The sequence below is a fragment of the Citrobacter sp. Cpo037 genome (assembly GCF_030332945.1).
In the GTDB taxonomy this organism is placed as follows: domain Bacteria; phylum Pseudomonadota; class Gammaproteobacteria; order Enterobacterales; family Enterobacteriaceae; genus Citrobacter; species Citrobacter portucalensis.
This window is the reverse complement of record NZ_JAOWGW010000069.1, coordinates 48,449-72,537: the sequence shown is the minus strand read 5'-3', so window position 1 is coordinate 72,537 and position 24,089 is coordinate 48,449. Positions and strand designations below refer to the sequence as shown.

At 53.7% G+C, this 24,089-nt stretch carries 18 protein-coding genes; 10 read left to right on the top strand and 8 right to left on the bottom strand.

Going from position 1 to position 24,089, the window contains the following annotated elements; translation table 11 throughout:
* Nucleotides 1-8 precede the first annotated feature (8 nt).
* From panB to thpR, 7 genes are all read right to left on the bottom strand, one after another.
* Nucleotides 9-800, bottom strand: a complete 792-nt coding sequence (gene panB / locus OGX94_RS16080) for a 3-methyl-2-oxobutanoate hydroxymethyltransferase (protein WP_003829230.1) — start codon at nucleotides 798-800, stop codon at nucleotides 9-11.
* A 120-nt stretch (nucleotides 801-920) separates the two neighbouring features.
* A complete protein-coding gene (folK, locus tag OGX94_RS16075; protein ID WP_003829228.1) occupies nucleotides 921-1,412 on the bottom strand; it encodes a 2-amino-4-hydroxy-6-hydroxymethyldihydropteridine diphosphokinase in 492 nt (163 codons plus the stop codon).
* Between the two features lie 51 nt (nucleotides 1,413-1,463).
* Nucleotides 1,464-2,861 (bottom strand): polynucleotide adenylyltransferase PcnB, encoded by a 1,398-nt coding sequence (pcnB, locus tag OGX94_RS16070; protein WP_204192014.1) that lies wholly within the window; start codon nucleotides 2,859-2,861, stop codon nucleotides 1,464-1,466.
* Between the two features lie 71 nt (nucleotides 2,862-2,932).
* Entirely contained in the window at nucleotides 2,933-3,829 is an 897-nt protein-coding gene (gene gluQRS, locus OGX94_RS16065; protein WP_257662306.1) for a tRNA glutamyl-Q(34) synthetase GluQRS, read from the bottom strand.
* 70 nt (nucleotides 3,830-3,899) lie between these two features.
* Nucleotides 3,900-4,355, bottom strand: coding sequence for an RNA polymerase-binding protein DksA (gene dksA, locus OGX94_RS16060; protein ID WP_003829221.1), 456 nt, complete (start codon nucleotides 4,353-4,355; stop codon nucleotides 3,900-3,902).
* A 177-nt stretch (nucleotides 4,356-4,532) separates the two neighbouring features.
* Nucleotides 4,533-5,237 carry a DNA/RNA nuclease SfsA gene (gene sfsA, locus OGX94_RS16055; RefSeq protein ID WP_003829219.1) on the bottom strand — a complete coding sequence of 235 codons (705 nt, stop codon included), beginning with the start codon at nucleotides 5,235-5,237 and terminating at the stop codon, nucleotides 4,533-4,535.
* Between the two features lie 14 nt (nucleotides 5,238-5,251).
* The gene (thpR, locus tag OGX94_RS16050) at nucleotides 5,252-5,782 is read right to left on the bottom strand and encodes an RNA 2',3'-cyclic phosphodiesterase (RefSeq protein WP_003829217.1); all 531 of its coding nucleotides are present in this window, start codon (nucleotides 5,780-5,782) and stop codon (nucleotides 5,252-5,254) included.
* A gap of 73 nt (nucleotides 5,783-5,855) precedes the next feature.
* Between thpR and hrpB the strand changes: the two genes are divergently transcribed.
* The 10 genes from hrpB (at nucleotide 5,856) to fhuB (ending at nucleotide 22,681) form a co-directional block, all read left to right on the top strand.
* Nucleotides 5,856-8,285 (top strand): ATP-dependent helicase HrpB, encoded by a 2,430-nt coding sequence (gene hrpB / locus OGX94_RS16045; RefSeq protein ID WP_063941128.1) that lies wholly within the window; start codon nucleotides 5,856-5,858, stop codon nucleotides 8,283-8,285.
* A 135-nt stretch (nucleotides 8,286-8,420) separates the two neighbouring features.
* Nucleotides 8,421-10,961 carry a bifunctional glycosyl transferase/transpeptidase gene (mrcB, locus tag OGX94_RS16040; protein WP_063941129.1) on the top strand — a complete coding sequence of 847 codons (2,541 nt, stop codon included), beginning with the start codon at nucleotides 8,421-8,423 and terminating at the stop codon, nucleotides 10,959-10,961.
* A 652-nt stretch (nucleotides 10,962-11,613) separates the two neighbouring features.
* Nucleotides 11,614-12,156, top strand: a complete 543-nt coding sequence (locus OGX94_RS16035) for a fimbrial protein (RefSeq protein ID WP_003829212.1) — start codon at nucleotides 11,614-11,616, stop codon at nucleotides 12,154-12,156.
* 50 nt (nucleotides 12,157-12,206) lie between these two features.
* Complete coding sequence (locus OGX94_RS16030) at nucleotides 12,207-12,920, top strand: fimbrial biogenesis chaperone (RefSeq protein ID WP_003829210.1); 714 nt, start codon at nucleotides 12,207-12,209, stop codon at nucleotides 12,918-12,920.
* Between the two features lie 31 nt (nucleotides 12,921-12,951).
* Complete coding sequence (locus OGX94_RS16025; RefSeq protein WP_003829209.1) at nucleotides 12,952-15,435, top strand: fimbria/pilus outer membrane usher protein; 2,484 nt, start codon at nucleotides 12,952-12,954, stop codon at nucleotides 15,433-15,435.
* Nucleotides 15,436-15,613: 178 nt separating this feature from the next.
* The gene (locus tag OGX94_RS16020; RefSeq protein ID WP_063941147.1) at nucleotides 15,614-16,570 is read left to right on the top strand and encodes a fimbrial protein; all 957 of its coding nucleotides are present in this window, start codon (nucleotides 15,614-15,616) and stop codon (nucleotides 16,568-16,570) included.
* 222 nt (nucleotides 16,571-16,792) lie between these two features.
* Entirely contained in the window at nucleotides 16,793-18,967 is a 2,175-nt protein-coding gene (fhuA, locus tag OGX94_RS16015) for a ferrichrome porin FhuA (protein ID WP_126956860.1), read from the top strand.
* Between the two features lie 47 nt (nucleotides 18,968-19,014).
* Nucleotides 19,015-19,812, top strand: a complete 798-nt coding sequence (gene fhuC / locus OGX94_RS16010; RefSeq protein ID WP_003829206.1) for a Fe3+-hydroxamate ABC transporter ATP-binding protein FhuC — start codon at nucleotides 19,015-19,017, stop codon at nucleotides 19,810-19,812.
* Nucleotides 19,812-20,702, top strand: coding sequence for a Fe(3+)-hydroxamate ABC transporter substrate-binding protein FhuD (fhuD, locus tag OGX94_RS16005; RefSeq protein WP_257662308.1), 891 nt, complete (start codon nucleotides 19,812-19,814; stop codon nucleotides 20,700-20,702). The genes fhuC and fhuD overlap by 1 nt, the downstream gene beginning before the upstream one ends.
* Nucleotides 20,699-22,681 carry a Fe(3+)-hydroxamate ABC transporter permease FhuB gene (gene fhuB / locus OGX94_RS16000; RefSeq protein ID WP_063941133.1) on the top strand — a complete coding sequence of 661 codons (1,983 nt, stop codon included), beginning with the start codon at nucleotides 20,699-20,701 and terminating at the stop codon, nucleotides 22,679-22,681. The genes fhuD and fhuB overlap by 4 nt, the downstream gene beginning before the upstream one ends.
* A 113-nt stretch (nucleotides 22,682-22,794) precedes the next feature.
* Here the strand turns inward: fhuB and hemL are convergent, their stop codons facing one another.
* Nucleotides 22,795-24,075 (bottom strand): glutamate-1-semialdehyde 2,1-aminomutase, encoded by a 1,281-nt coding sequence (gene hemL / locus OGX94_RS15995; protein WP_257662309.1) that lies wholly within the window; start codon nucleotides 24,073-24,075, stop codon nucleotides 22,795-22,797.
* Nucleotides 24,076-24,089: the final 14 nt, after the last annotated feature.

The window sequence follows — 24,089 nt, the reverse complement described above, 5'->3', positions numbered from 1 at the left end:
AAGACTCCTTAATGGAAACTGTGCTCTTCGCCCGGATAAACGCCGGACTCCACTTCAGCCATATACTGCCGCACTGCGGCGCGCATGTCGCCTGCTTCATTGAGGAAATTCTTCGCAAATTTCGGGATGTGGCCGCCGGTAATGCCAAACGCATCATGCATAACGAGAATTTGTCCGTCGGTGACGTTACCGGCGCCAATACCAATCACCGGAATCGACAGCGCTTCCGTGACGCGCTTCGCCAGCTCAACCGGCACGCACTCCAGCACCAGCAGCTGAGCGCCAGCGGCTTCTAAGGCCAGCGCATCATCCAGCAGTACCTGCCCGGCGTCGCCGCGGCCCTGAATTTTATAACCGCCGAAGATATTCACCGACTGGGGCGTTAATCCCAGATGGCCGCAAACCGGCACCGCGCGTTCGGTGAGCATTTTCACCGTATCTACCAGCCAGGCGCCGCCTTCGATTTTGACCATATTAGCGCCCGCGCGCATAACCACCGCAGCGTTTTCAAACGCCTGCTCCGGAGTGGCATAAGCCATAAACGGCAGGTCGGAGAGCAGTAGACAGTTAGGCGCGCCACGACGCACGGCACGAGTGTGGTAAGCGATATCTTCAACGGTCACGGGCAGAGTGGAGTCATGCCCCTGAATCGTCATGCCCAGCGAGTCGCCAACCAGCATCACATTGATACCTTCGTCGGCAAATAACTTAGCGAAGCTGTAGTCGTAGGCGGTAATTGTCGCGAAGCGTTTTTTCTCTTGCTTGCATTTCTGCAGCAGTGAAATGGTGGTGGGTTTCATAACATTTCCTGATGATGAAAGTCATATTTATCGGCATTCTAACAGTCACATTCAGGGGGGCAATTGTTTTAAGCAATCGTTTGGCGCTAAAGCAGTAAACGCTAAAGGGGAGAAGATACTTTACCAGTGTGCAGGTTTTGCAGCACCAAGATGGGTGAGGTGCTGATGCAGGCTGATACCATCCGGAAAGATAAGCTCAGGGGCAATTTCGAATAACGGCCACAGCATAAAACCACGGTTTTTCATGTCGTAGTGCGGTACCGTCAGACGTTCGGTGTTAATCACTTCATCGCCAAACAGCATAATGTCGAGGTCCAGCGTTCGTGGCCCCCAGCGTTCGGCTTTGCGCACCCGGCCCTGCTGTAACTCAATACGTTGGGTATGATTGAGCAATTCTTCCGGCGCGAGGGTGGTTTCCAGCGCGACGGCGGCGTTCAGGTAATCGGGTTGATCCTGTGGGCCTAATGGCGGTGTACGGTAGAACGAGGAGACAGCCACGATTCGGCTGTCAGGGATTTCACCGATCGCTTTAACGGCAGCATTAACCTGCTCCAGAGGGGAGGCTAAATTACTGCCGAGGGCGATATATACCCGTCGTTTTTCAAGCTGCATCTGTGTCACCACCTTGATGCGACTCGAAATTTGTTGGGTATACGTGATGGGTCATGCGGAACCTTCACGGCGTGGCGCGCGTTTACGCGGGCGACGATGGCGCCGACGTGCGTCTGGCTCTTCATCCAGCTCGTTCAGCATACCTTTTTGTTCCGGCGGCGCAGAAACCTGGAATTCACCCCACCATTTCGCCAGTCGCTGCAATTCCGCATTGTGTTCGACTTCGGCACGCAGCGCTAACAGGTCGTAAGCTGCGCGGAACTTTGGATGTTCCATCAGCTTCCAGGCGCGTTTACCCTGGCGACGGGACATCCGTAGCTGCAACTGCCAGATATCGCGGGTCAGCGAGGTCAGACGTTTCGGGATCGCCAGCGAGCGGCAGGCTTCGTCCAGCACGTCGTTCATTGCCAGCGCGAAAGCGTCGTAGTAGGCCAGACCGCTTTCTTGCGCAATTTTCTGTGCGGCTTCCAGTAGCGGATACCAGAACATTGCCGCGAACAAGAAGGCCGGGTTAACGCGCATATCATTGTGAATGCGGTTGTCGGTATTCTTCAATACCTGGGCAATGATGCGTTCCATTGGGCTGTCACCGTCTTCGGTGAAGTAGCGCGTAATGGTGGGGAACAGCGGCTGGAACAGGCTGTACTCACGCAGCTTTTTATAGGTTTCGTATCCATAGCCCGCCTGTAATAGTTTGAGTGCTTCTTCAAACAGGCGTGCGGGAGGAATATCGTTAAGCAGCGTTGCCAGACGCGGGATCGGCTCTGCGGTTTCCGGGCTGATACGCATGTCGAGCTTGGCGGCAAAGCGTACGGCGCGCAGCATGCGCACAGGATCTTCGCGATAGCGTGTTTCCGGATTACCGATCAGGCGAATGATACCCTCTTCGAGATCCTGCATTCCCCCGACGTAATCACGTACGGTGAAATCGGCCACGCTGTAATACAGGCTGTTAATCGTGAAGTCGCGACGCTGGGCATCTTCTTCAATGGAGCCGAAGATGTTGTCGCGCAGCAGCATTCCGTTTTGTCCGCGCTGGGATGTTGTGCGATCGGACTCGCTGCCTTCATGATGACCGCGGAACGTCGCCACTTCGATAATTTCAGGGCCGAACATGACATGGGCCAGACGGAAACGGCGACCGACCAGGCGACAGTTACGAAACAGTTTGCGCACCTGATCCGGCGTTGCGTTAGTGGTGACATCAAAATCTTTCGGCTTTTTGCCCAGCAAAAGATCGCGTACACCACCGCCAACCAGCCATGCCTCGTATCCGGCCTTATTGAGCCTGTACATTACCTTCAGGGCATTTTCACTGATATCTTTGCGGGAGATAGAGTGCTGCTCACGCGGAATTACCGTCATATGTGGACGGGCGACGGCGAGCTCAGCCTCGCGCTCCTCGCGGCTTAGCACCTTGCGGCAAAAATTAGCGACTCGGGTAAAAATAGTGCACCTCGGTAGTGTCAAACTTCAATCAGAACAAGTGTTGCTGTGTAAAAATAGCGGCTAATCATAGCTCAGCATGATGCATTTGAGAATGCCGGATTTAAGATCGCCGATTCAGGCACTGCTGTCAGACGCCAGTTCTCAACGGCAAACGCCAGGATCTGGTCGACACGCATCTCCTGCCACGGGATATCGGCACGTTGGCCGAGAAAGCGTAGCGCGGCAATAATCACCGGACGCGGATCGCCTTGCGGCAGCGCAGGTGCATGATTTTGTTTTGAAAGTTTAGCGCCTTGTTCGTTGAGCGCCAGCGGAAGATGAATATAGTCAGGCGCTTGCCAGCCAAACTGCTGATACAAAGAGATTTGCCGCACCGTGGGTTCGATAAGATCGGCGCCGCGTACAATCTCCGTTACGCCCTGAAAGTGGTCATCAACCACCACGGCGAGGTTATAGGCAAACAGCCCGTCGCGTCGGTGGATAATAAAATCTTCGCCTGCAAGCTGAGGGTCAGCCTGAATCACCCCGCGCAACTGGTCCGTAAACTGCATTACCGGATGGCGTTGCTTAATGCGAACTGCGGCCTGTTCAGGTCCGCAGCGCAGCTCACGGCAGTGACCATCGTAAATACCGCCGACGCTTTGAATACGCGCCCGCGTACAGGTGCAGTAATAGCTCAGATCCTGATGGTGTAGCCAGGCAAGCGCCTCGCGGTAGGCGTCATGACGCTGAGATTGCCATAAAATATCGCCATCCCAGTGCAGTCCGTAATGTTCCAGCTGACGCAGAATCGTATTTGCAGCACCGGGAACTTCACGAGGGGGGTCAATATCTTCAATGCGTACTCGCCAGATTCCGCGCCGGGCACGAGCCTGCAGGTAACTGCCGAGGGCGGCAATCAGTGAACCGAAATGCAGTTCGCCGGAGGGGGAAGGGGCGAAGCGGCCAATATAATGTGAATCGCTCATTTTGCGGACTAACAAATAATAAGGCGGGAGATGCTCCCGCCTGTAGTAAACGTGGTAAAAATGACCGGAATTAACCTGCCATTTGTTTTTCGCGGATTTCTGCCAGCGTTTTACAGTCGATGCACAGATCGGCTGTCGGACGCGCTTCCAGACGGCGAATACCAATTTCTACGCCGCATGATTCGCAGTAGCCGAAATCTTCGTCTTCTACTTTCTTCAGCGTCTTCTCGATCTTTTTGATCAGTTTGCGCTCACGGTCACGGTTACGCAGCTCAAGGCTGAATTCTTCTTCCTGTGCGGCGCGGTCCACCGGATCAGGGAAGTTAGCCGCTTCGTCTTGCATATGAGTTACGGTGCGATCGACTTCATCCCTAAGTTGATTGCGCCATGCCTCAAGAATACGCCTGAAGTGCGACAGCTGGGCTTCGTTCATATACTCTTCGCCCGGTTTCTCCTGGTACGGCTCCACCCCAGCGATGGCGAGAATACTCAGGGACGATGTTTTACGGTTTTGCCCTTCTTGCATGTTGCTTCTCCTTAACACGCACTATCGATCCCCATGTTCGGGGGAAAAATCAGGTCGCTATAAATAGCAGATGCTTTTCCGGATAGCAATTATCTAAACGTAACACTTGACAACCCTGTGAGGAAAAGCGTATTTGCCCACGCGCCCGGAATACTAATTGACCAGATATTTACACCATTACAAGGTAATGGGCAACGGCTCTTTAAGAGTCATACCGTGGGCAGAAAGTTCCGCTTTATAAACCAGAATTTCTACCCCCTTAAGCTGTGCTTCAACTAATAATTGCGCATATTTCGCATCGATATGGCGCGCGGGTGAAAACCGTGTAATGGCTGAATGTAGCACGGCGAAAAATATCACTGCCCGCTTGCCTTCAGCCGCTACGCTCATCAATTCCCGAAGATGCTTCTGACCTCGTTCAGTGATGGCATCGGGAAAATAACCCTGTTCTTTTTCCGCCAACGTGACTGATTTCACTTCAATATAGCAGTCAGGTCGGGAATCTGCCTGTAACAAAAAGTCGATGCGGCTCCCTTCGGCACCGTATTTTACTTCACTTTTCAAAGTGCTGTAGCCTGAAACTTCCGAAATTAACGCCTGCTGAATCGCCTCTTTCGTTAATCTGTTGGCCCACAGCGTGTTAACACAAATAAATTCACCGGATTGAGTTTGCGTTAATTCCCAGGTATGTGGATATTTGCGTTTAGTATTTTCTGATGTCGAATACCAAACGGTGTCACCTGGCATTGCGCATCCGGTCATCGCACCGGTATTTGGGCAGTGTAGCGTTAACTCTGTGCCAGCTGGTGTGATCACATCCGCTAAAAAGCGCTTATAGCGCTGAATGAGCGTTGCAGGTTGTAAAGGTGGAGAAAATTGCATAAACAGTCCTTTGATTATTCAGTCAGCGTCCAGCGTTGCAACTGCGTGTAACGCGTGCGTCCTCGTGCAAATGAGGAGGAATAAAGCGCAAATTCCGTGACTGGAAACGACCAGCCAAAGCCCGGAGGCGGGATTGGCACCGCGTGGCCGGCATCGCGCAGCAGCGTGATATGTGGATGAAACGGCTGCGGGCTCTGGTAGCAACCGCTGCGTGCGGCCTGTGCCCGCAGCATATTCGCCAGTTGCAGCAGTCCGCGCGGCGGCTGACGCATTCCCAGCCACACAACCCGGGATCGCAACCATTGCCCGGCATCATCGAATTTGAGCGTAAAACCCGGCTGGCGAATACGTCCCGCGAGTTGCGACAGCGCCTGCTGCTTCTCGTCGCTGACGTCGCCTAGAAAGGCCAGTGTCAGATGCAAATTATCAGACGCGACGGGACGACCCGCTTCCGGGGGGAACTGTGCGGCTCGCCAGTGGATTAGCTGCTCCCGAACCTCGCCTGGCAATTCAATCGCAAAGAACAGCCTTTTTGGCTCAGACATGATGGATACTCGGTTATGAATTAACGCGATGCTACAATGCAGCGCGAAGAATGTTAACCCTCTGGAGTCATTTGTGACGTCGTTGCCCGTTGCCGCCGTAGTGCCTGAACTGCTTACCGCTCTTGATACCTCGTCGCAGGTTTTGCTGACGGCGCCGACCGGTGCCGGGAAATCGACCTGGCTGCCGTTACGACTTCTTGAGCATCGCAGTATCAAGGGACGGATTATTTTGCTGGAGCCGCGGCGCCTGGCAGCGCGTAACGTAGCGCAGCGGTTAGCGGAATTGCTGAATGAAAAGCCTGGCGAGACCGTGGGTTATCGCATGCGCGCGCAAAGCTGCGTAGGGCCGCAGACCCGGCTGGAGGTGGTAACAGAGGGCGTCCTGACGCGGATGATCCAACGCGATCCCGAGCTGACGGGCGTCGGGCTGGTGATCCTCGACGAATTTCACGAACGGAGTTTACAGGCTGATCTGGCGCTGGCGCTATTGCTGGATGTGCAGCAAGGGCTGCGGGACGATCTGAAACTGTTGATCATGTCCGCCACTCTGGATAACGGGCGTTTGCAGCAGATGTTGCCCGATGCGCCGACGATCGTTTCTGAAGGTCGCGCATTTCCCGTTGAGCGGCGGTATCAGCCGTTGGCGGCGCATTTGCGTTTTGATGAAGCGGTGGCGATAGCGACGGCGGAGCTATTGCGCCATGAAAGCGGGTCACTGCTGCTGTTTTTACCGGGTGTGGGCGAAATCCTGCGCGTACAGGAACAATTGGCTACGCGTGTGGGCAGCGATGTTGTGCTGTGTCCACTGTATGGCGCGTTAACGCTTTCCGAGCAGCGTCAGGCGATTGTGCCGGCGCCACAAGGCAAACGCAAAGTGGTGCTGGCCACCAATATTGCTGAAACCAGCTTGACGATCGAAGGCATCCGACTGGTGGTGGACTGCGCTCAGGAACGCGTGACGCGCTATGACGTGCGTACCGGTCTGACGCGACTGATTACCCAGCGCATCAGCCAGGCTTCGATGACTCAGCGCGCGGGACGTGCAGGTCGTCTGGAGCCCGGTATTTGCCTGCATCTGCTTGCCAAAGAGCAGGCAGAAAGAGCGGCAGCGCAGGGTGAAGCGGAAATATTGCAGAGCGATCTGTCCGGGCTACTGATGGAGTTGCTGCAATGGGGATGTACCGACCCTGAGCAACTGAACTGGCTGGATACGCCGCCCGCCATCAACCTGCAGGCGGCAAAACGGCTGTTGCAGATGCTGGGCGCGCTTGAGGGCGACAGGCTTAGCGCCACGGGGCAGAAAATGGCGGCGTTGGGTAACGATCCTCGTTTAGCGGCGATGCTGGTCGGTGCCAAAAATAATACCGAAGCGGCTACGGCGGCAAAACTGGCTGCGATTCTGGAAGAGCCGCCGCGCGGTGGCAGTACCGATCTAACCGTGGCATTTTCGCGAAACCAGCCTGCCTGGCAGCAGCGCAGTCAACAGTTGCTGAAACGGCTTAATGTTAGCAGCGGACAGCCGGACAGCACGCTGCTCTCCCCGTTGCTGGCGCGGGCGTTTGCCGATCGGATCGCGCGTCGACGTGGGCAGGAAGGACGCTATCAACTGGCGAATGGCATGGGCGCAATGCTGGATGCCGATGATGCCTCAGGACGCCATGAATGGTTGATAGCGCCACTTTTGTTGCAGGGCAGCGCTTCGCCAGACGCGCGTATCTTGCTGGCTCTGCCGCTGGATATCGAGTCGCTGATGCAGGCATGTCCTGAGCTGCTACAACAGTCCGACACCATCGAATGGGATGAAACCCAGGGAACGTTAAAGGCATTGCGTCGGTCGCGCATTGGTCAGCTCACGGTAAAAGTACAGCCATTGGCCAAACCTTCGGAAGAGGAGTTGCACCAGGCGATGTTGAACGGCATTCGCGATAAAGGGCTAAGTGTGCTCAACTGGACGCCGGAAGCTGAGCAGTTTCGCCTGCGTCTGCAATGTGCGGCAAACTGGTTGCCAGAATACGACTGGCCCGCGGTAGATGAGGAGTCTCTGCTGGCGACGCTGGAGAGCTGGCTGCTGCCGCACATGAGCGGTGTACACTCGTTACGTGCATTAAAAGCACTCAATATGGGGCTGGCGTTGCGCGGTTTGCTGGATTGGTCAATGCTGCAACGTCTGGATAGTGAACTGCCAGCGCATTACACTGTGCCGACGGGAAGCCGGATTGCCATTCGCTATCATGAGGATAATCCTCCGGTATTGGCAGTTCGGATGCAGGAAATGTTTGGTGAAGCAAAGACCCCAACCATTGCCCAGGGGCGCGTGCCGCTGGTGCTGGAGCTGCTGTCGCCGGCCCAAAGACCGTTACAGGTGACGAGCGATCTGAGCGCGTTCTGGCAGGGATCGTACCGTGAGGTGCAAAAAGAGATGAAAGGGCGTTATCCCAAACATGTCTGGCCGGACGATCCGGCGAATACCGCGCCAACGCGGCGCACCAAAAAGTATTCGTAATGAAACGGTAGGCTGGATAAGGCGTTATGCCGCATCCGGCGAAAGAGCGGTAATAATTGAGAGATTTCTTCTTCTGTCGCAGGACGGAAGAACAGAGAATCGGGCCCTTGCGCCTGAATGTTGCGGAGAAAAAGCATGGCGGGGAATGACCGCGAGCCAATTGGACGTAAAGGGAAACCCTCGCGTCCGGTGAAACAAAAGGTGAGCCGTCGTCAACTCAGAGATGAAGAGTATGACGACGATTATGATGATGATGACTATGAGGATGAAGAACCGATGCCGCGTAAGGGTAAAGGCAAAGGGCGTAAGCCTCGTGGTAAGCGCGGCTGGTTCTGGCTGCTGGTAAAACTGTCGATTGTCTTTTTGGTGCTGATCGCCATTTATGGCGTTTATCTGGATCAAAAAATTCGTAGCCGTATTGATGGCAAAGTCTGGCAGCTTCCTGCGGCAGTATATGGCCGTATGGTTAACCTTGAGCCAGAAATGCCTATCGGCAAGAACGAGATGGTGAAGCTGCTGGAGGCCACGCAGTACCGTCAGGTGACGAAGATGACGCGTCCGGGCGAATTTACCGTACAGGCGAAGAGCATCGAGATGATTCGTCGTCCGTTTGATTTCCCGGACAGTAAGGAAGGGCAGGTGCGCGCGCGTCTGACCTTTGACGGCGATCATCTGGAGACCATCGAGAATATGGATAACAACCGCCAGTTCGGTTTCTTCCGTCTCGATCCGCGTTTGATCACCATGCTCTCTTCACCTAACGGCGAGCAGCGCCTGTTTGTCCCGCGTAGCGGCTTCCCGGATCTGCTGGTGGATACGCTGCTGGCGACCGAAGACCGTCACTTCTATGAACATGACGGTATCAGCCTCTATTCCATTGGTCGTGCGGTGCTGGCGAACCTGACGGCGGGTCGTACGGTACAGGGTGCCAGTACGCTGACTCAGCAGCTGGTGAAAAACCTGTTCCTCTCCAGCGAACGCTCTTACTGGCGTAAAGCTAACGAAGCCTATATGGCGCTAATCATGGATGCGCGTTACAGCAAAGACCGCATTCTTGAGCTGTACATGAACGAAGTCTATCTCGGTCAAAGCGGTGATAACGAGATTCGCGGCTTCCCGCTGGCAAGCCTCTATTATTTCGGCCGTCCGGTAGAAGAGCTGAGCCTCGACCAGCAGGCGCTGCTGGTGGGGATGGTTAAAGGGGCGTCGATCTACAACCCGTGGCGTAACCCGAAACTGGCGCTCGAGCGTCGTAACCTGGTTCTGCGTTTGCTGCAACAGCAGCAGATTATCGACCAGGATCTGTATGACATGCTGAGCGCGCGTCCGTTAGGCGTACAGCCGCGTGGTGGGGTGATCTCCCCGCAGCCAGCCTTTATGCAGATGGTGCGTCAGGAGCTTCAGGCGAAGCTGGGCGATAAAGTTAAAGATCTCTCCGGCGTGAAGATTTTCACCACCTTTGATTCCGTGGCGCAGGACGCTGCAGAAAAAGCGGCGGTGGAAGGCATACCGGTGCTGAAGAAACAGCGTAAGCTGAGCGATCTGGAAACGGCGATTGTGGTGGTTGACCGCTTTAGCGGTGAAGTCCGCGCTATGGTCGGTGGAGCCGAACCGCAGTTTGCGGGCTATAACCGTGCGATGCAGGCGCGTCGTTCGATTGGTTCTCTGGCCAAGCCTGCGACCTATCTGACCGCGCTCAGCCAGCCGAAGCTGTACCGCCTGAATACCTGGATTGCCGACGCCCCGATTGCGTTGCGTCAGCCGAACGGCCAGGTGTGGTCGCCGCAGAACGATGACCGTCGCTATAGCGAAAGCGGGAAAGTGATGCTGGTGGATGCGTTAACGCGTTCAATGAACGTGCCAACGGTAAATCTGGGGATGGCGCTGGGTCTGCCTGCGGTAACCGATACCTGGTTGAAACTGGGCGCGCCGAAAGATCAGCTTAATCCGGTTCCGGCCATGCTGCTGGGGGCGTTGAACCTGACGCCAATCGAAGTTGCACAGGCGTTCCAGACTATCGCCAGCGGCGGGAACCGTGCGCCGCTGTCGGCGCTGCGTTCGGTGATTGCCGAAGATGGAACCGTACTGTACCAGAGTTTCCCACAGGCCGAGCGTGCCGTTCCGGCGCAAGCAGCGTATATGACGCTGTGGACTATGCAGCAGGTGGTTCAGCGTGGTACAGGTCGCCAGCTTGGCGCGAAGTATCCGGGTCTGCATCTGGCAGGGAAAACCGGGACCACCAACAACAACGTGGATACTTGGTTTGCTGGGATCGACGGCAGCCAGGTGACCATCACCTGGGTAGGCCGTGATAACAACCAGCCAACCAAGCTGTACGGTGCCAGCGGCGCGATGTCGATTTATCAGCGTTATCTGGCGAACCAGACGCCGACCCCGCTGGTGCTGACGCCGCCTGAAGATGTGGTAGATATGGGCGTGGACTACGACGGTAACTTCGTATGTAGCGGCGGGATGCGTACGCTCCCGGTGTGGACCACCGATCCGGATTCGCTGTGTCAGCAGGGTGAAATGCTGCAGCAGTCGGGTAATCCGTTCGATCAGTCAACGCCGTCGCAGCAGCCACAACAGCAGCAACAGCAACAACCGCCGCAGCAGGAGAAGAAAGATAGCGACGGTGTCGCTGGCTGGATTAAGGACATGTTCGGCAGTAACTGATTTTGGTTTTAACTGTTCTTCCCCCGCATCGGCACAGGCCGGTGTGGGGGACTTCTTCTTCGCGCTGTTATCGCCTTTCTATTCATTTCCTCTCTGGGAACTGGATGTCTTTGCTGGTCTTCACGTCAGGCTGTAATTTGTTGTGGATCACATTTTAATATTTGTTGCATGTTCCTCATCTATGATCTGTAATGGCAATTTCCGCAGGACATTTCCCGATTAACCATAAACGCAACATATTATTTTTTTTATATATTTGGTTTTGACTAATTTTTTGTGGATTTTTTTGTTGATTTTCCACCTTTTTTATTTTTTTACAGTATGAAAAAAAGTAATTAATAATTCCATGTGATAATTTAAAGTTAACTAAATTTAATTTTAAGTAAATCTTTAATGAATTATTTTTTTATTAAAATCAGTGTGTTGTTTTTATTTTGACCTTGCTGGTGTGAATGGGTTGGTTAGCGTTTATTTATTGTAAATCGTAGAATAACTCATGCAAAGGAATGTTTGGGATTGAACAAGTTGATAAAGATATATTATATCATCCAGGGATGCTGTTGCATCTGTATCTCCAGCCAGTCTCTATTTCCTTTCGTTAAAATTGACTTCTCCTCTGTTGGTTTTTGTGAGCATATGTAAGGAATACGTTATGTGCAAAAAAATTCTCACCTCATTGTTTGTAAGCAGCGTGCTGGCGGGGGCCGCGATGCCTGCGTTGGCCGTTGATACCGGAACAGTCACCTTTAACGGCAAGATTATTCCTGATAGCTGTGCCGTGGATGTCAACGGTACGTCGACAAACGGTACAGTGACCTTTAATAATCTGTCGCAAACCGCGTTTGGCGCTGATAAAAAAGTAGGTGACTCGCAATCTTTTGCCATCATCCTGACGGAATGTGATGCCGCGATTGCCAACCTCAATATCAAATTTGATGGCACGCGTGTTGCCGGTTATGGCGAGGAAGTGCTGCAACCGACGGGGACGGCGACAAATCTCGGCGTACGTATGTTGCCAGAAGGCAGCAGTGATTACGTAAAATTTGATGGCTCGGAGCCAGATGATTCGCTGAATAAGGCCAATGGCGAGAGCGTGGTTTTCAATTATAAAGCTGAAGTTATTCAGGTTGGCAGTACAGTACCGACCACCGGTGATTATACCGCGCAAGCAACCTATACCCTGATTTATCGTTAATCGTTGTACGCACTGGCCCAGGCTGGGCCAGTATTTCAATGGAATGGAAAATGAAACGACTTATTACAATATTAGCTTTGGTACTCACTACCGGCATAAATATTGCTCATGCGGGGGTGGTGATTGGCGGAACGCGAATTATTTATCCTGCCAGCCAGTCTGAAGTACAGGTAACCCTAAAAAATAAAGATAATGATAAACGTTATCTGGTGCAAAGTTGGGTGAGTAATATTGATGACAGTAAAGCGCCATTTGTTATTACACCGCCAATTTATAAGTTGGACGAAAATCGCCAGACGCTGCTGCACGTAGTTTATACCGGTAATAAAACGGCCCTGCCGCAGGATCGCGAATCGTTGTTTATGGCGAATGTTAAATCGGTTTCTGCGATCCCGGAAGAGTTACGTGATAACAACACGCTACAATTTGCAATTAAGACCAAGTTAAAGCTGTTCTATCGCCCGGCTTCGCTGAAAGAAAGTGAGGCGAAAACGGCCTGGCAGTCATTGCAGTTTAGCCGCAGCCAAAATCAACTGGTAGTGAAAAATCCCACGCCATTTTATGTCACCTTCGGCCAGCTTACGGTTGCGGGAAAAGCTATTAAATCCGCAGTGGATCAGCATTCACCCTCGGCATTAACCATGATGGTCGCCCCGTTTGCTGAGCAGCGTTTCCCGTTATCTTCCGGAGCAAAAGGCGACGTAGCCTGGACCGCGATTAATGATTTCGGATCAGAAACCGGACAGCGTAAACAGCCGCTGTAAATGAGCTATCGATTTCTTACGGGTGGCGTTTATGTCTTCTCATCGTACTGTCCGGCTTTTTGCGCTCAATACGCTGACATTCGCGATATTAACGGCGAGTGGTTCCGTTTGCGCTGACGATTATTTCAATCTCAGTGCGCTGGAAACGGGGACGCCGCTGGAGAATACCGGCGCGCTGGAAGCTTATTTACGCAATAATGGTCTATCGCCAGGGCGGTATTTAACGTCCATTGTCTGGGATCGGGATCGCATCGATAAACGAAATTTAAATTACGTCCTTTCAAAAGATAACAGCAAACTGGTTCCGCAGTTTACTAAAGCAGAACTGCGTGAACTGGGCGTCAAAGTTGATTCCATCCCGGCGTTAAAGAATATTAATGATAATGCCGCATTGGGCGATATTAGTGAATATATTGCTGATGCGCGCTATGACTTCAGCCCGGAAACTCAGGTATTGCAATTACGTATTCCGCAAATCTACCGCGACAAACAAATTTCGGGCGAAAGCAATCCCGCTTCCTGGGACGATGGCATTCCGGCTCTGTGGACCAGCTACTATGTTTCGGGCTCGCATCAGCAGTCGAATAGGGACAACAATGCCTCTAACTGGGCCAGTCTCAATTCGGGTATGAACATTGGCCCATGGCGAGTGCGCAATTCCAGTAGCTGGGGGAATGACAGCGGCTGGCAATCTATAAGCACAACGCTGGAGCGTGATATCAAACGCCTGCGCAGCCAGCTTCAGCTTGGGCAAACCTACACCAACGGCGAACTGTTTGACAGCGTACAAATGACCGGGGTGAAGCTGGAGACCGATACCAGCATGCTGCCCAGCGGATTACAGGGATTCGCCCCGGTGGTGCGCGGCATCGCCAACAGCGATGCCAAAGTGGCCATCAAACAAAACGGTTACACCATCTACCAGACCAACGTCTCGCCCGGCCCGTTTGAAATCCGTGATTTAACCCAGGTCACGGCAGGAGCGGATCTGGAAGTCACCGTGACGGAGGCCGACGGTACGGAGCGCAGCTTTATTCAGGCCAGCTCCTCGGTGCCGATTATGCAGCGCGAAGGCGCGCTGAAGTACAGCCTGGCGGCAGGTAAATATCGCGATGTGGATAACGGCGAAGAACCGGAATTTGGCCAGGCGACGGCAATTTACGGCTTACCTTTCGGAATTACCGCCTACGGCGGTCTGCAGGGCGCGTCGATGTATCATGCCGGGCTGGTCGGCATCGGGGCCGATTTACGCGATTTTGGTTCAGTGTCGATGGATTTGACGGCCGCCAGAACCGCATTTGACGACGGTCGCGCAGATGCGAACGGCCAGTCGTGGCGCGCGCAGTACGCAAAAGATTTTCCGCTGACCAATACCACGATCACGCTGGCCAGCTATCGTTATTCCACCTCTGGATTTTATACCTTTCAGGAGGCTCTCGATCAGCGCAATAACGCCTATGACGACGACAGCATTTACAGCTATCGCAATGCTTTTAACCGCCGGAGCCGCTTACAGCTAAACCTTTCACAGTCGTTACATAGCTGGGGGTCGGTATATGCCAACGCCTATCAGCAGGACTACTGGGGAATGGAAGGCCATGAGCGCAGCGTCAGCTTGGGTTACAGCAGCAGCTGGCAGGGCGTTAACTGGTCGCTGAACTATAGCCTGACGAAAACGCCATCGACCGATAACGACCAGCAGGTTTCGATTTCGATTAACATTCCGCTCTCGCGCTGGCTGGCGAACTCCTGGGGCACCTATAACCTGACCAGTTCGAAAAAAGGTAACACCTCGCACCAGGCGGGCGTTAGCGGCTCGTTGCTGGAAAACAACAACTTAAATTACAACCTTCAGCAAACCTACACCGATAACAACGTGGGCTACGGCGCTTATCTCTCCTCGCGCTATCGGGCTTCGGTGGGGGAGTTCAGCGCTAATTACAGCTATCAGCAAGACAGCAAGCAGTGGGGCTATAGTGCACAGGGCTCCGTTGTCGCGCACTCGCAAGGAATAACTCTGGGACAGTCGATCCAGGATGCTTTTGCGGTGGTGCATATTGTCGATGGCGATAACGTCAAAATCCAAAATTCACAAGGGGTGTATACCGACCGTTGGGGCAATGCCATTGTGCCGACCTTAACCAACTATCGGCGTAATACCATCACCGTGAATACCATGGGGCGCGATGATTTAGATATTAAGGATGCGTCTTTGGACGTGAATCCGACCAAGGGGGCGGTAGTGGCGGCGGACTTTACCGCGCGTGCGGGTAAGCGTGCCTTGCTGACGTTGCGATATGGTCAGGGTATGGTGCCTTTTGGGGCGATGCTGAGTATGGACGGCGCAACCTCTATCGTGGGCGATGCCGGTGAAGTGTTTATCACTGGGTTAAAAGGGACGCAGCGTGTGACCGCGCAATGGGGTGATACGGCGCAGCAGCGCTGCTCGGCGGAGGTGACGGTTCCGGCACAACCTGAACCGGGAATTTTCACCGCAACGCTCAACTGCCGTTGATAAATGGAGGAGATATGCAAAAGCGGACAAGCAGCAGGTGCTGGATAGTGGTATGCGATGGCTATGTTTGCCGTACTACCACTGGTAGTGGCAACGGTGGATGTTGTTGTTTAGCTAACAGGGAAATGACCAGATGCAAAAAGGAATAAAGCCTGTTGTCAGGCTCTTCATCACGCTGATGTTAGCTATAATTAGCGTCTGTTTTCAGCAGGCCAGGGCTGAATGCTCGTTTACCAATCCGGATGCGAATCCAACGATTATGTTTACCATGCCCGCGCAGATTGTGATTGAGTCTGATGCAGCTGTAGGAACTGTAGTCTATTCCGGAGAAACAGTTGGAGAATCACACGGCTTAAGCTGTGACGGCAATGAGCGGGTGTATGACGGCTATTTGGTATTGACTGATGCTGATTATTCAGGAGTATTGCCGGGAGTTTATAAAACAACAGTACCTGGTATTGGTTTTCGCGCTGCTCGCGCAGAGAATAAGACAGCGACATTCACTGGCGATAATCTCATTACTCCCCGGCACTATATTGGTAGATTAGGGAGTTGGGCTTCTTTTGACTCAACCTATCATGTGGGGGTTGAGTTGGTCGTTATTGACACCGTTCAGTCTGGTACGCTGGATACCAGCTTATTTAATGCCGATTATCAAATGGGGAACCTGATAGCGGCAAAACTGCGTTTTGGCCCAACGGTGGTCGATGTGCTAACCAATACTTGTAATTTGGTCAGTAAAGATATTGCCGTTCTGATGGACTCGGTAACCTCAGGCAGTTTATCTCAGGGATATTCTTCCGTACTCACCGATGACAGCTTTAAAATTGAAGTCGCCGATTGTACTACCGGAACGCACATTGATTATAAGTTTACCAGCGCCGGTTCAACCGGTGTTACCGACGGCAATATTCTGAACATTGCCAGTGGGGAAGGGGCTGCCAGCGGTGTGGGGATCCAGATCCTCGACAAAGACAATCATGTGCTGAGTTTTGATCAGGAATATACGGGGATCGAAAGCGCAACCGGGCGGGGAACAGAGGAGATCCCCCTGAAAGCGCGATACGCTAAAACCGGAACGGTGAAGGGAGGTCAGGTCGATGCGGTGGCCACCTTTGAAGTGTATTACCGTTAATTTGCAGGCGTATATACGCAGCAGTACGACAGGGCTCTTTCCGAGCCCTAACATTCCAGCCTAATTTATTAACCCTTTCTTTTCATCTGGTTATTTCTTAACCCCTCAGTTTTAGTAGGGACGCGTATTGCTTGCTATCTCGCCAGAGTTTCGAATATTATGCTGCCGTTATAATAATAATTCTCGTTTACGTTATCATTCACTTTCATCAGAGAAATACCAATGGCGCGTCTTAAAACTGCTCAGCCAAGTTCATCACTGCGTAAAATCGCAGTAGTGGTAGCCACAGCGGTTAGCGGCATGTCTGTCTATGCACAGGCGGCGGTTGACCCGAAAGAAGAAACCATCACCGTAACTGCTGCACCTGCTCCGCAGGAAAGCGCATGGGGGCCTTCGCCGACGATTGCCGCGAAACGTTCCGCCACTGCCACAAAGACTGATACGCCTATCGAAAAGACCCCACAGTCTGTTTCGGTTGTTACGCGTGAAGAGATGGATATGCATCAACCTGGGTCGGTAAAAGAGGCTTTAGCCTATACCCCTGGTGCTGCCGTTTCTACGCGTGGCGCTTCCAGCACTTATGATTTCGTTATTATTCGTGGCTTCTACACGCCAGGCCCAACACCAAACAATTACCTTGATGGCGTCAAGTTACAGGGTGATTACTACAGCTCTGCCGTTGTTGATCCTTACATGCTTGAACGCGTCGAGCTTATGCGCGGGCCAACGTCTGTACTTTACGGGAAAAGTAATCCGGGTGGCTTGATCTCCATGGTTAGCAAAAGCCCGACATCAGAGCCGTTAAAAGAAATTCAATTCAAAATGGGTTCGGATAATCTGTTCCAAACCGGTTTTGATTTCAGCGATTCCCTGGATGACGACGGCGTGTACTCATACCGCCTGACAGGGTTGGCACGTTCTAATGACGAACAACAAGATTTTGCGAAGCAGAAGCGTTATGCCATTGCTCCCGTGTTTAGCTGGAAGCCTGATGACCGAACCAACCTGACTCTGCGAGCAAACATTCAGAATGAGCCTTCAACAGGTTATTACGGCTGGCTGCCGAAAGAAGGTACGGTTGAGCCGTTACCTGATGGTTCCCGTTTGCCTGTGAGCTTTACGGATTATGCGCCGAACAATACCTATTCGCGTTATGAGCGAATGGTTGGTTACAGCTTTGAACACAGTTTTGATGACACCTTCACTGTGCGTCAAAATTTGCGTTATAGCCAAATCAAAACATCTCAACAGAGTGTGTACGGCTTCGGCGCAGTGGGGAATCAATTGACCCGTCAGATTATCGTCGCCGATGAACGCTATAATGATTTTGGCGTAGATACTCAATTGGAAAGCAAGTTCGCGACGGGAGATGTTGGACATACTCTGCTTACCGGTGTCGACTATTCGCGTCTGCGAAACGATATCGATAACGCCTACGGAAGTGCACCGCCTTTAGATATGAATAATCCGGTGTATGACGATGTTGACTTCCCTGACGCGAAACCGTTCCAGCTTAACACGCAGCACCAAACAGGTGTGTATGTACAGGACCAACTGGAATGGAATAAATGGGTTGCAACGCTGGGAGGCCGCTATGACTGGTCTCAGCAGGCAACAACTATTCGTTCCAGTAATCAGAAAGTTGAACGTAACGATGAGCAGTTCACCTGGCGCGGTGGGATAAACTATCTCTTTGACAATGGTATTACGCCATACTTTAGCTACAGCGAATCGTTCGAGCCGAATCCTTCTAAAGCATGGGCAGCAACACCTGCCGACAACGTTGCTTATGCACCGTCAAAAGGTAAGCAATATGAAGCTGGCGTAAAATATGTTCCAAAAGATCTGCCCGTTGTTGTTACTGCCGCGGTATATGAGCTGACGAAAACGAATAACCTGACTACCGATCCGCTTAATCCGTATGCGCAGGTTCCGGCGGGTGAAATTCGTTCTCGTGGCGTTGAATTAGAAGCAAAAGCCGCAGTGAATGCGAACATTAACCTGACAGCGTCTTATACGTATACCGATGCGGAATATACAGAAGACACGACGCTTAAAGGTAAAACACCTGTGCAAGTACCAAAAAACATGGCTTCTCTGTGGGGGGATTACACCTTCTACGAAGGCCCGCTGTCAGGGTTAACGTTGGGCACAGGCGGTCGTTATGTTGGCTCTAGCTATGGCGATCCGAAGAACACCTTCAAAGTGGGTAGCTCAACCGTGATGGATGCAGTCGTTAAATACGATCTCGCGCGCCTGGGTATGGCAGGTTCTAGTGTTGCCGTTAACGTTACAAACCTGTTTGACCGTGAATATGTTGCCAGCTGCTTCGATACCTATGGCTGCTTCTGGGGCGCAGAACGTCAGGTCGTTGCGACTGCAACCTTCCGTTTCTAATTTCTCTTTGGGCACGCTTTGCGTGCCCGTTTTACAAGTTGGCTGCTATGCAGGAAAACAGATCCCATCCCGACACCACTTTTGCGTTGCGTAATGTCTCCTTTCGTGTGCCTGGCCGCACGCTATTGCATCCTCTCTCATTAACTTTTCCTGTGGGAAAAGTGACTGGTCTTATCGGCCACAACGGTTCCGGTAAATCGACGTTATTGAAAATGCTGGGACGTCATCAGCCGCCGTCAGAAGGTGAAATCCTGCTCGATGAACAGCCGCTGGAGAGCTGGAGCAGCAAAGCGTTTGCCCGCAAGGTCGCCTATCTGCCGCAGCAGTTACCGCAGGCGGAAGGGATGACAGTGCGTGAACTGGTGGCGATTGGTCGTTATCCATGGCACGGGGCGCTGGGGCGTTTTGGCGTTGCCGACAGAGAGAAAGTAGAAGAAGCGATTTCGCTGGTCGGTTTAAAACCGCTGGCGCACCGTCTGGTCGATAGCCTGTCGGGCGGAGAACGCCAACGTGCGTGGATTGCCATGCTGGTAGCGCAGGACAGCCGCTGCCTGCTACTTGATGAACCGACTTCCGCGCTGGATATCGCCCATCAGGTTGACGTGCTGGCGCTGGTGCACCGCTTAAGCCAGCAGCGCGGGCTGACGGTGGTTGCGGTGCTGCATGATATCAATATGGCGGCCCGCTACTGCGATTACCTCGTTGCGCTGCGCGGCGGTGAGATGATTTCTCAAGGAACGCCAGCTGAACTGATGCGCAGTGAAACTCTGGAACAAATTTACGGTATCCCGATGGGCATTTTGCCGCATCCGGCCGGTGCCGCACCCGTGAGTTTTGTCTATTAATGATCGGATTACATCATATTACCCGTCGGCGATTGCTTACGGCGATGGCGCTGTCGCCTCTGCTGTGGCGGATGAATACGGCACACGCCGCGGCGGTTGATCCACAGCGCATTGTAGCGCTGGAATGGCTGCCGGTAGAGCTGCTGCTGGCGCTGGGGATTACGCCGTACGGCATCGCAGATATCCCTAACTACAAGCTGTGGGTCAGTGAACCTCCTCTGCCTGATTCGGTGATTGACGTCGGACTACGTACGGAGCCCAATCTCGAACTGCTGACCGAAATGAAGCCCTCATTTCTGCTCTGGTCGGCAGGCTATGGTCCTTCCCCTGAAAAGCTGGCGCGAATTGCACCTGGCCGGGGATTTAACTTCAGCGATGGCAAAAAGCCGCTGGCCGTTGCGCGACAATCGCTGCAGGAAATGGCGCAATTGTTCAATCTGCAAGCCTCTGCTGAACGCCATTTGACTGAGTACGATCGTTTTATCGCCAGCCTGAAACCGCGCTTCATTCAACGTGGCGCGCGCCCCGTATTGCTTACGTCCTTGCTTGATTCGCGACATATGCTGGTGTTTGGCTCAAACAGCCTGTTCCAGGACGTACTGGACGAATATGGGATCCCAAATGCCTGGCAGGGAGAAACAAACTTCTGGGGTAGCACTGCCGTGAGTATTGACCGTCTGGCTGCTTATAAGGATGTCGATGTGCTGTGCTTTGATCACGGCAACGATAAAGAGATGGCTGCGCTGATGTCTACGCCATTATGGCAGGCGATGCCGTTTGTCCGTAGCGGACGTTTTCAACGTGTGCCTGCCGTTTGGTTTTATGGCGCAACGCTATCGGCCATGCATTTTGCCCGTATTCTGGATAATGCGTTGGGAGGCAAAACGTGAGTAAACGTATTGCGTTGTTCCCAACTTTCCTGCTGGCTGTTCTGTTTGTTGCTGCCTGCTGGCTGACATGGGTTAACTTCTCCGTTGCGCTACCGCGCAGTCAGTGGCAACAGGCTATCTGGTCACCGGATATCGACATCATTGAGCAGATGGTTTTTCACTATAGCCTGCTGCCGAGGCTGGCGATTTCTCTGCTGGTCGGCGCCGGGCTGGGGCTGGTCGGCGTATTGTTTCAGCAGGTGTTGCGTAACCCTCTGGCGGAGCCAACCACACTGGGCGTTGCGACCGGGGCGCAGTTGGGCATTACGGTTACCACGCTGTGGGCTATTCCAGGTGCGCTGACCACGCAATTTGCGGCGCTGGCGGGAGCATGTGTCGTTGGGGCGCTGGTGTTTGGCGTTGCCTGGGGCAAGCGCCTTTCTCCGGTGACGTTAATCCTTGCCGGGCTGGTGGTCAGCCTGTACTGCGGGGCGATTAACCAGTTGATGGTTATCTTCCATCACGATCAACTGCAAAGCATGTTTTTATGGAGCAGCGGCACGCTAACGCAAACCGACTGGAGCGGCGTACAACGTCTGTGGCCGCAGCTGCTGGGCGGCGTGATGCTGACTCTGTTGTTATTACGCCCAATGACGCTGATGGGACTGGATGACGGCGTGGCGCGTAACCTCGGTCTGGCATTGTCGCTGGCGCGTCTGGCGGCGTTATCGCTGGCCATTGTTATCAGCGCCTTACTGGTTAACGCGGTTGGGATTATCGGCTTTATTGGCCTGTTTGCACCGCTGCTGGCGAAAATGCTCGGTGCGCGTCGTTTGCTGGCTCGTCTGGTGCTGGCCCCGCTGATTGGTGCGTTGATCCTCTGGCTCTCCGACCAAATCATTCTGTGGTTGACCCGCGTATGGATGGAAGTCTCCACCGGTTCAGTGACGGCGCTGATTGGCGCACCGTTGCTGCTGTGGTTGTTGCCGCGCTTAAGGAGTATGAGCGCCCCGGATATGAACGCCAGTAATCGCATCGCCGCTGAACGTCAGAATGTGCTGATGTTTGCGCTGGCAGGTGGCGTAATTTTACTGCTAACCCTTGTGGTGGCGCTGTCATTTGGCCGCGACGCACATGGCTGGACTTGGGCCAGCGGTGCGATGCTGGATGAGCTGATGCCCTGGCGCTGGCCTCGCATTCTGGCGGCCCTGATTGCCGGGGTGATGCTGGCGGTAGCGGGCTGTATTATTCAGCGTCTGACTGGCAATCCGATGGCCAGTCCGGAAGTGCTGGGCATTAGCTCCGGTGCGGCATTTGGCGTGGTGCTCATGCTGTTTTTGGTCCCTGGAAATGCTTTTGGCTGGCTGCTGCCTGCCGGAAGCCTCGGGGCCGCGGCTACTCTGCTTATCATTATGATTGCCGCCGGGCGCGGTGGTTTTTCACCGCACCGTATGCTGCTGGCCGGCATGGCGCTCAGTACGGCGTTTACTATGCTGCTGATGATGCTGCAGGCCAGCGGCGATCCGCGCATGGCGGGCGTGCTGACCTGGATCTCCGGTTCAACCTATAACGCGAGCGGAGAGCAGGTACTGCGTACCGGGATTGTGATGGTGATTCTGCTGGCGCTGACGCCGCTGTGCCGCCGTTGGCTGACAATTTTACCGCTCGGCGGCGATACGGCTCGGGCGGTGGGTATGGCAATCACGCCGTCGCGCGTGGGGTTACTGCTGCTGGCGGCAGGGTTGACGGCGACAGCCACCATGACCATTGGACCGTTGAGCTTTGTCGGGCTGATGGCGCCGCATATTGCCCGTATGATGGGTTTTCGGCGGGCGATGCCGCATATGCTGATTTCGGCGCTGGCGGGTGGCGTGTTGCTGGTCTTTGCTGACTGGTGCGGCAGGATGGTGCTGTTTCCGTATCAGATCCCGGCGGGGTTATTGTCGACGTTTATTGGCGCGCCGTACTTTATCTATCTGCTGAGAAAGCAGAGCCGCTGAGGTTGACCCCTTTTATGTAGGCCGGATAAGACGCTTTGCGTCGACATCCAGCAATAAAAAAGCCGGGTGGCGGCTTCGCCTTACCCGGCCTACATATCTGCACGTTCTCTTTTTTACAATTTCGCAAACACCCGGCGCGCGGCGTCGATGGTGTTATTGATATCGTCTTCACTGTGCGCCACGGACATAAAGCCTGCTTCGAACGCGGACGGCGCCAGATAAATTCCTTCATCCAGCATCATGTGGAAGAAACGCTTGAAGCGTTCAACGTCACATGCCATCACATCCTGATAGCAGGTTACGGTTTCTGCATCGGTGAAGAAAATCCCGAACATCCCGCCCACATGGTTAACCACCAGCGGAATATTCGCTTCTTCGGCAGCTTCCAGCAGACCTTCCGCCAGACGCGTCGTCAGTTCGTTCAGCGTTTCATGAATACCCGGTTGGGCGACTTCGGTCAGACAGGCATAACCTGCCGCCATCGCGATTGGGTTACCGGAAAGCGTCCCCGCCTGGTAAACCGGACCGGTCGGCGCCAGCGCGTCCATCACATCGCGGCGGCCACCGAATGCGCCAACGGGCATCCCACCACCGATGATTTTACCGAGGCAGGTCAGATCCGGCACAACGCCGTAATAATCCTGCGCTCCGGCCAACGCCACGCGGAAACCGGTCATTACTTCATCAATGATCAACAGCGCGCCAAACTCATCGCACAGGGCACGCAGGCCCGGCAGGAATTCCGGCAGCGGCGGGATGCAGTTCATGTTGCCGGCGACCGGCTCAACGATGATGCACGCAATCCCCTGCGGATACTGTTCAAATGCCGCACGTACTGAAGCGAGATCGTTGTAGGTGCAGGTCAGGGTGTGTTTCGCGAAATCGGCCGGAACGCCCGGAGAGTTCGGCTGGCCCAGCGTTAATGCGCCGGAACCGGCCTTAACCAGCAGGCAGTCGGCATGGCCGTGGTAGCAGCCTTCAAATTTGATGATTTTATCGCGACCGGTGAAACCGCGCGCCAGACGGATGGCGCTCATTGTCGCTTCCGTACCGGAGTTCACCATGCGCACCATGTCCATGGTCGGCACTAATTCGGTGACCAGCTCCGCCATTTTCACTTCCATCTCGGTCGGTGCACCGAAGCTTAAACCGCGCTCCGCTGCTTCAATCACCGCATTACGGATTGCCGGGTGATTATGGCCCAGCACCATCGGTCCCCAGGAACCGACGTAGTCAACATAGGCTTTACCATCGACATCGTACAGATACGCGCCGTCGGCTTTTTCGATAAACAGCGGAGTACCACCCACGCCAGTAAAGGCGCGAACGGGGGAGTTAACGCCGCCTGGGATAAGTTCGCGTGCTGCGTTGTAGAGATTTTCAGACTTACTCATGGATGGGGTCCTGG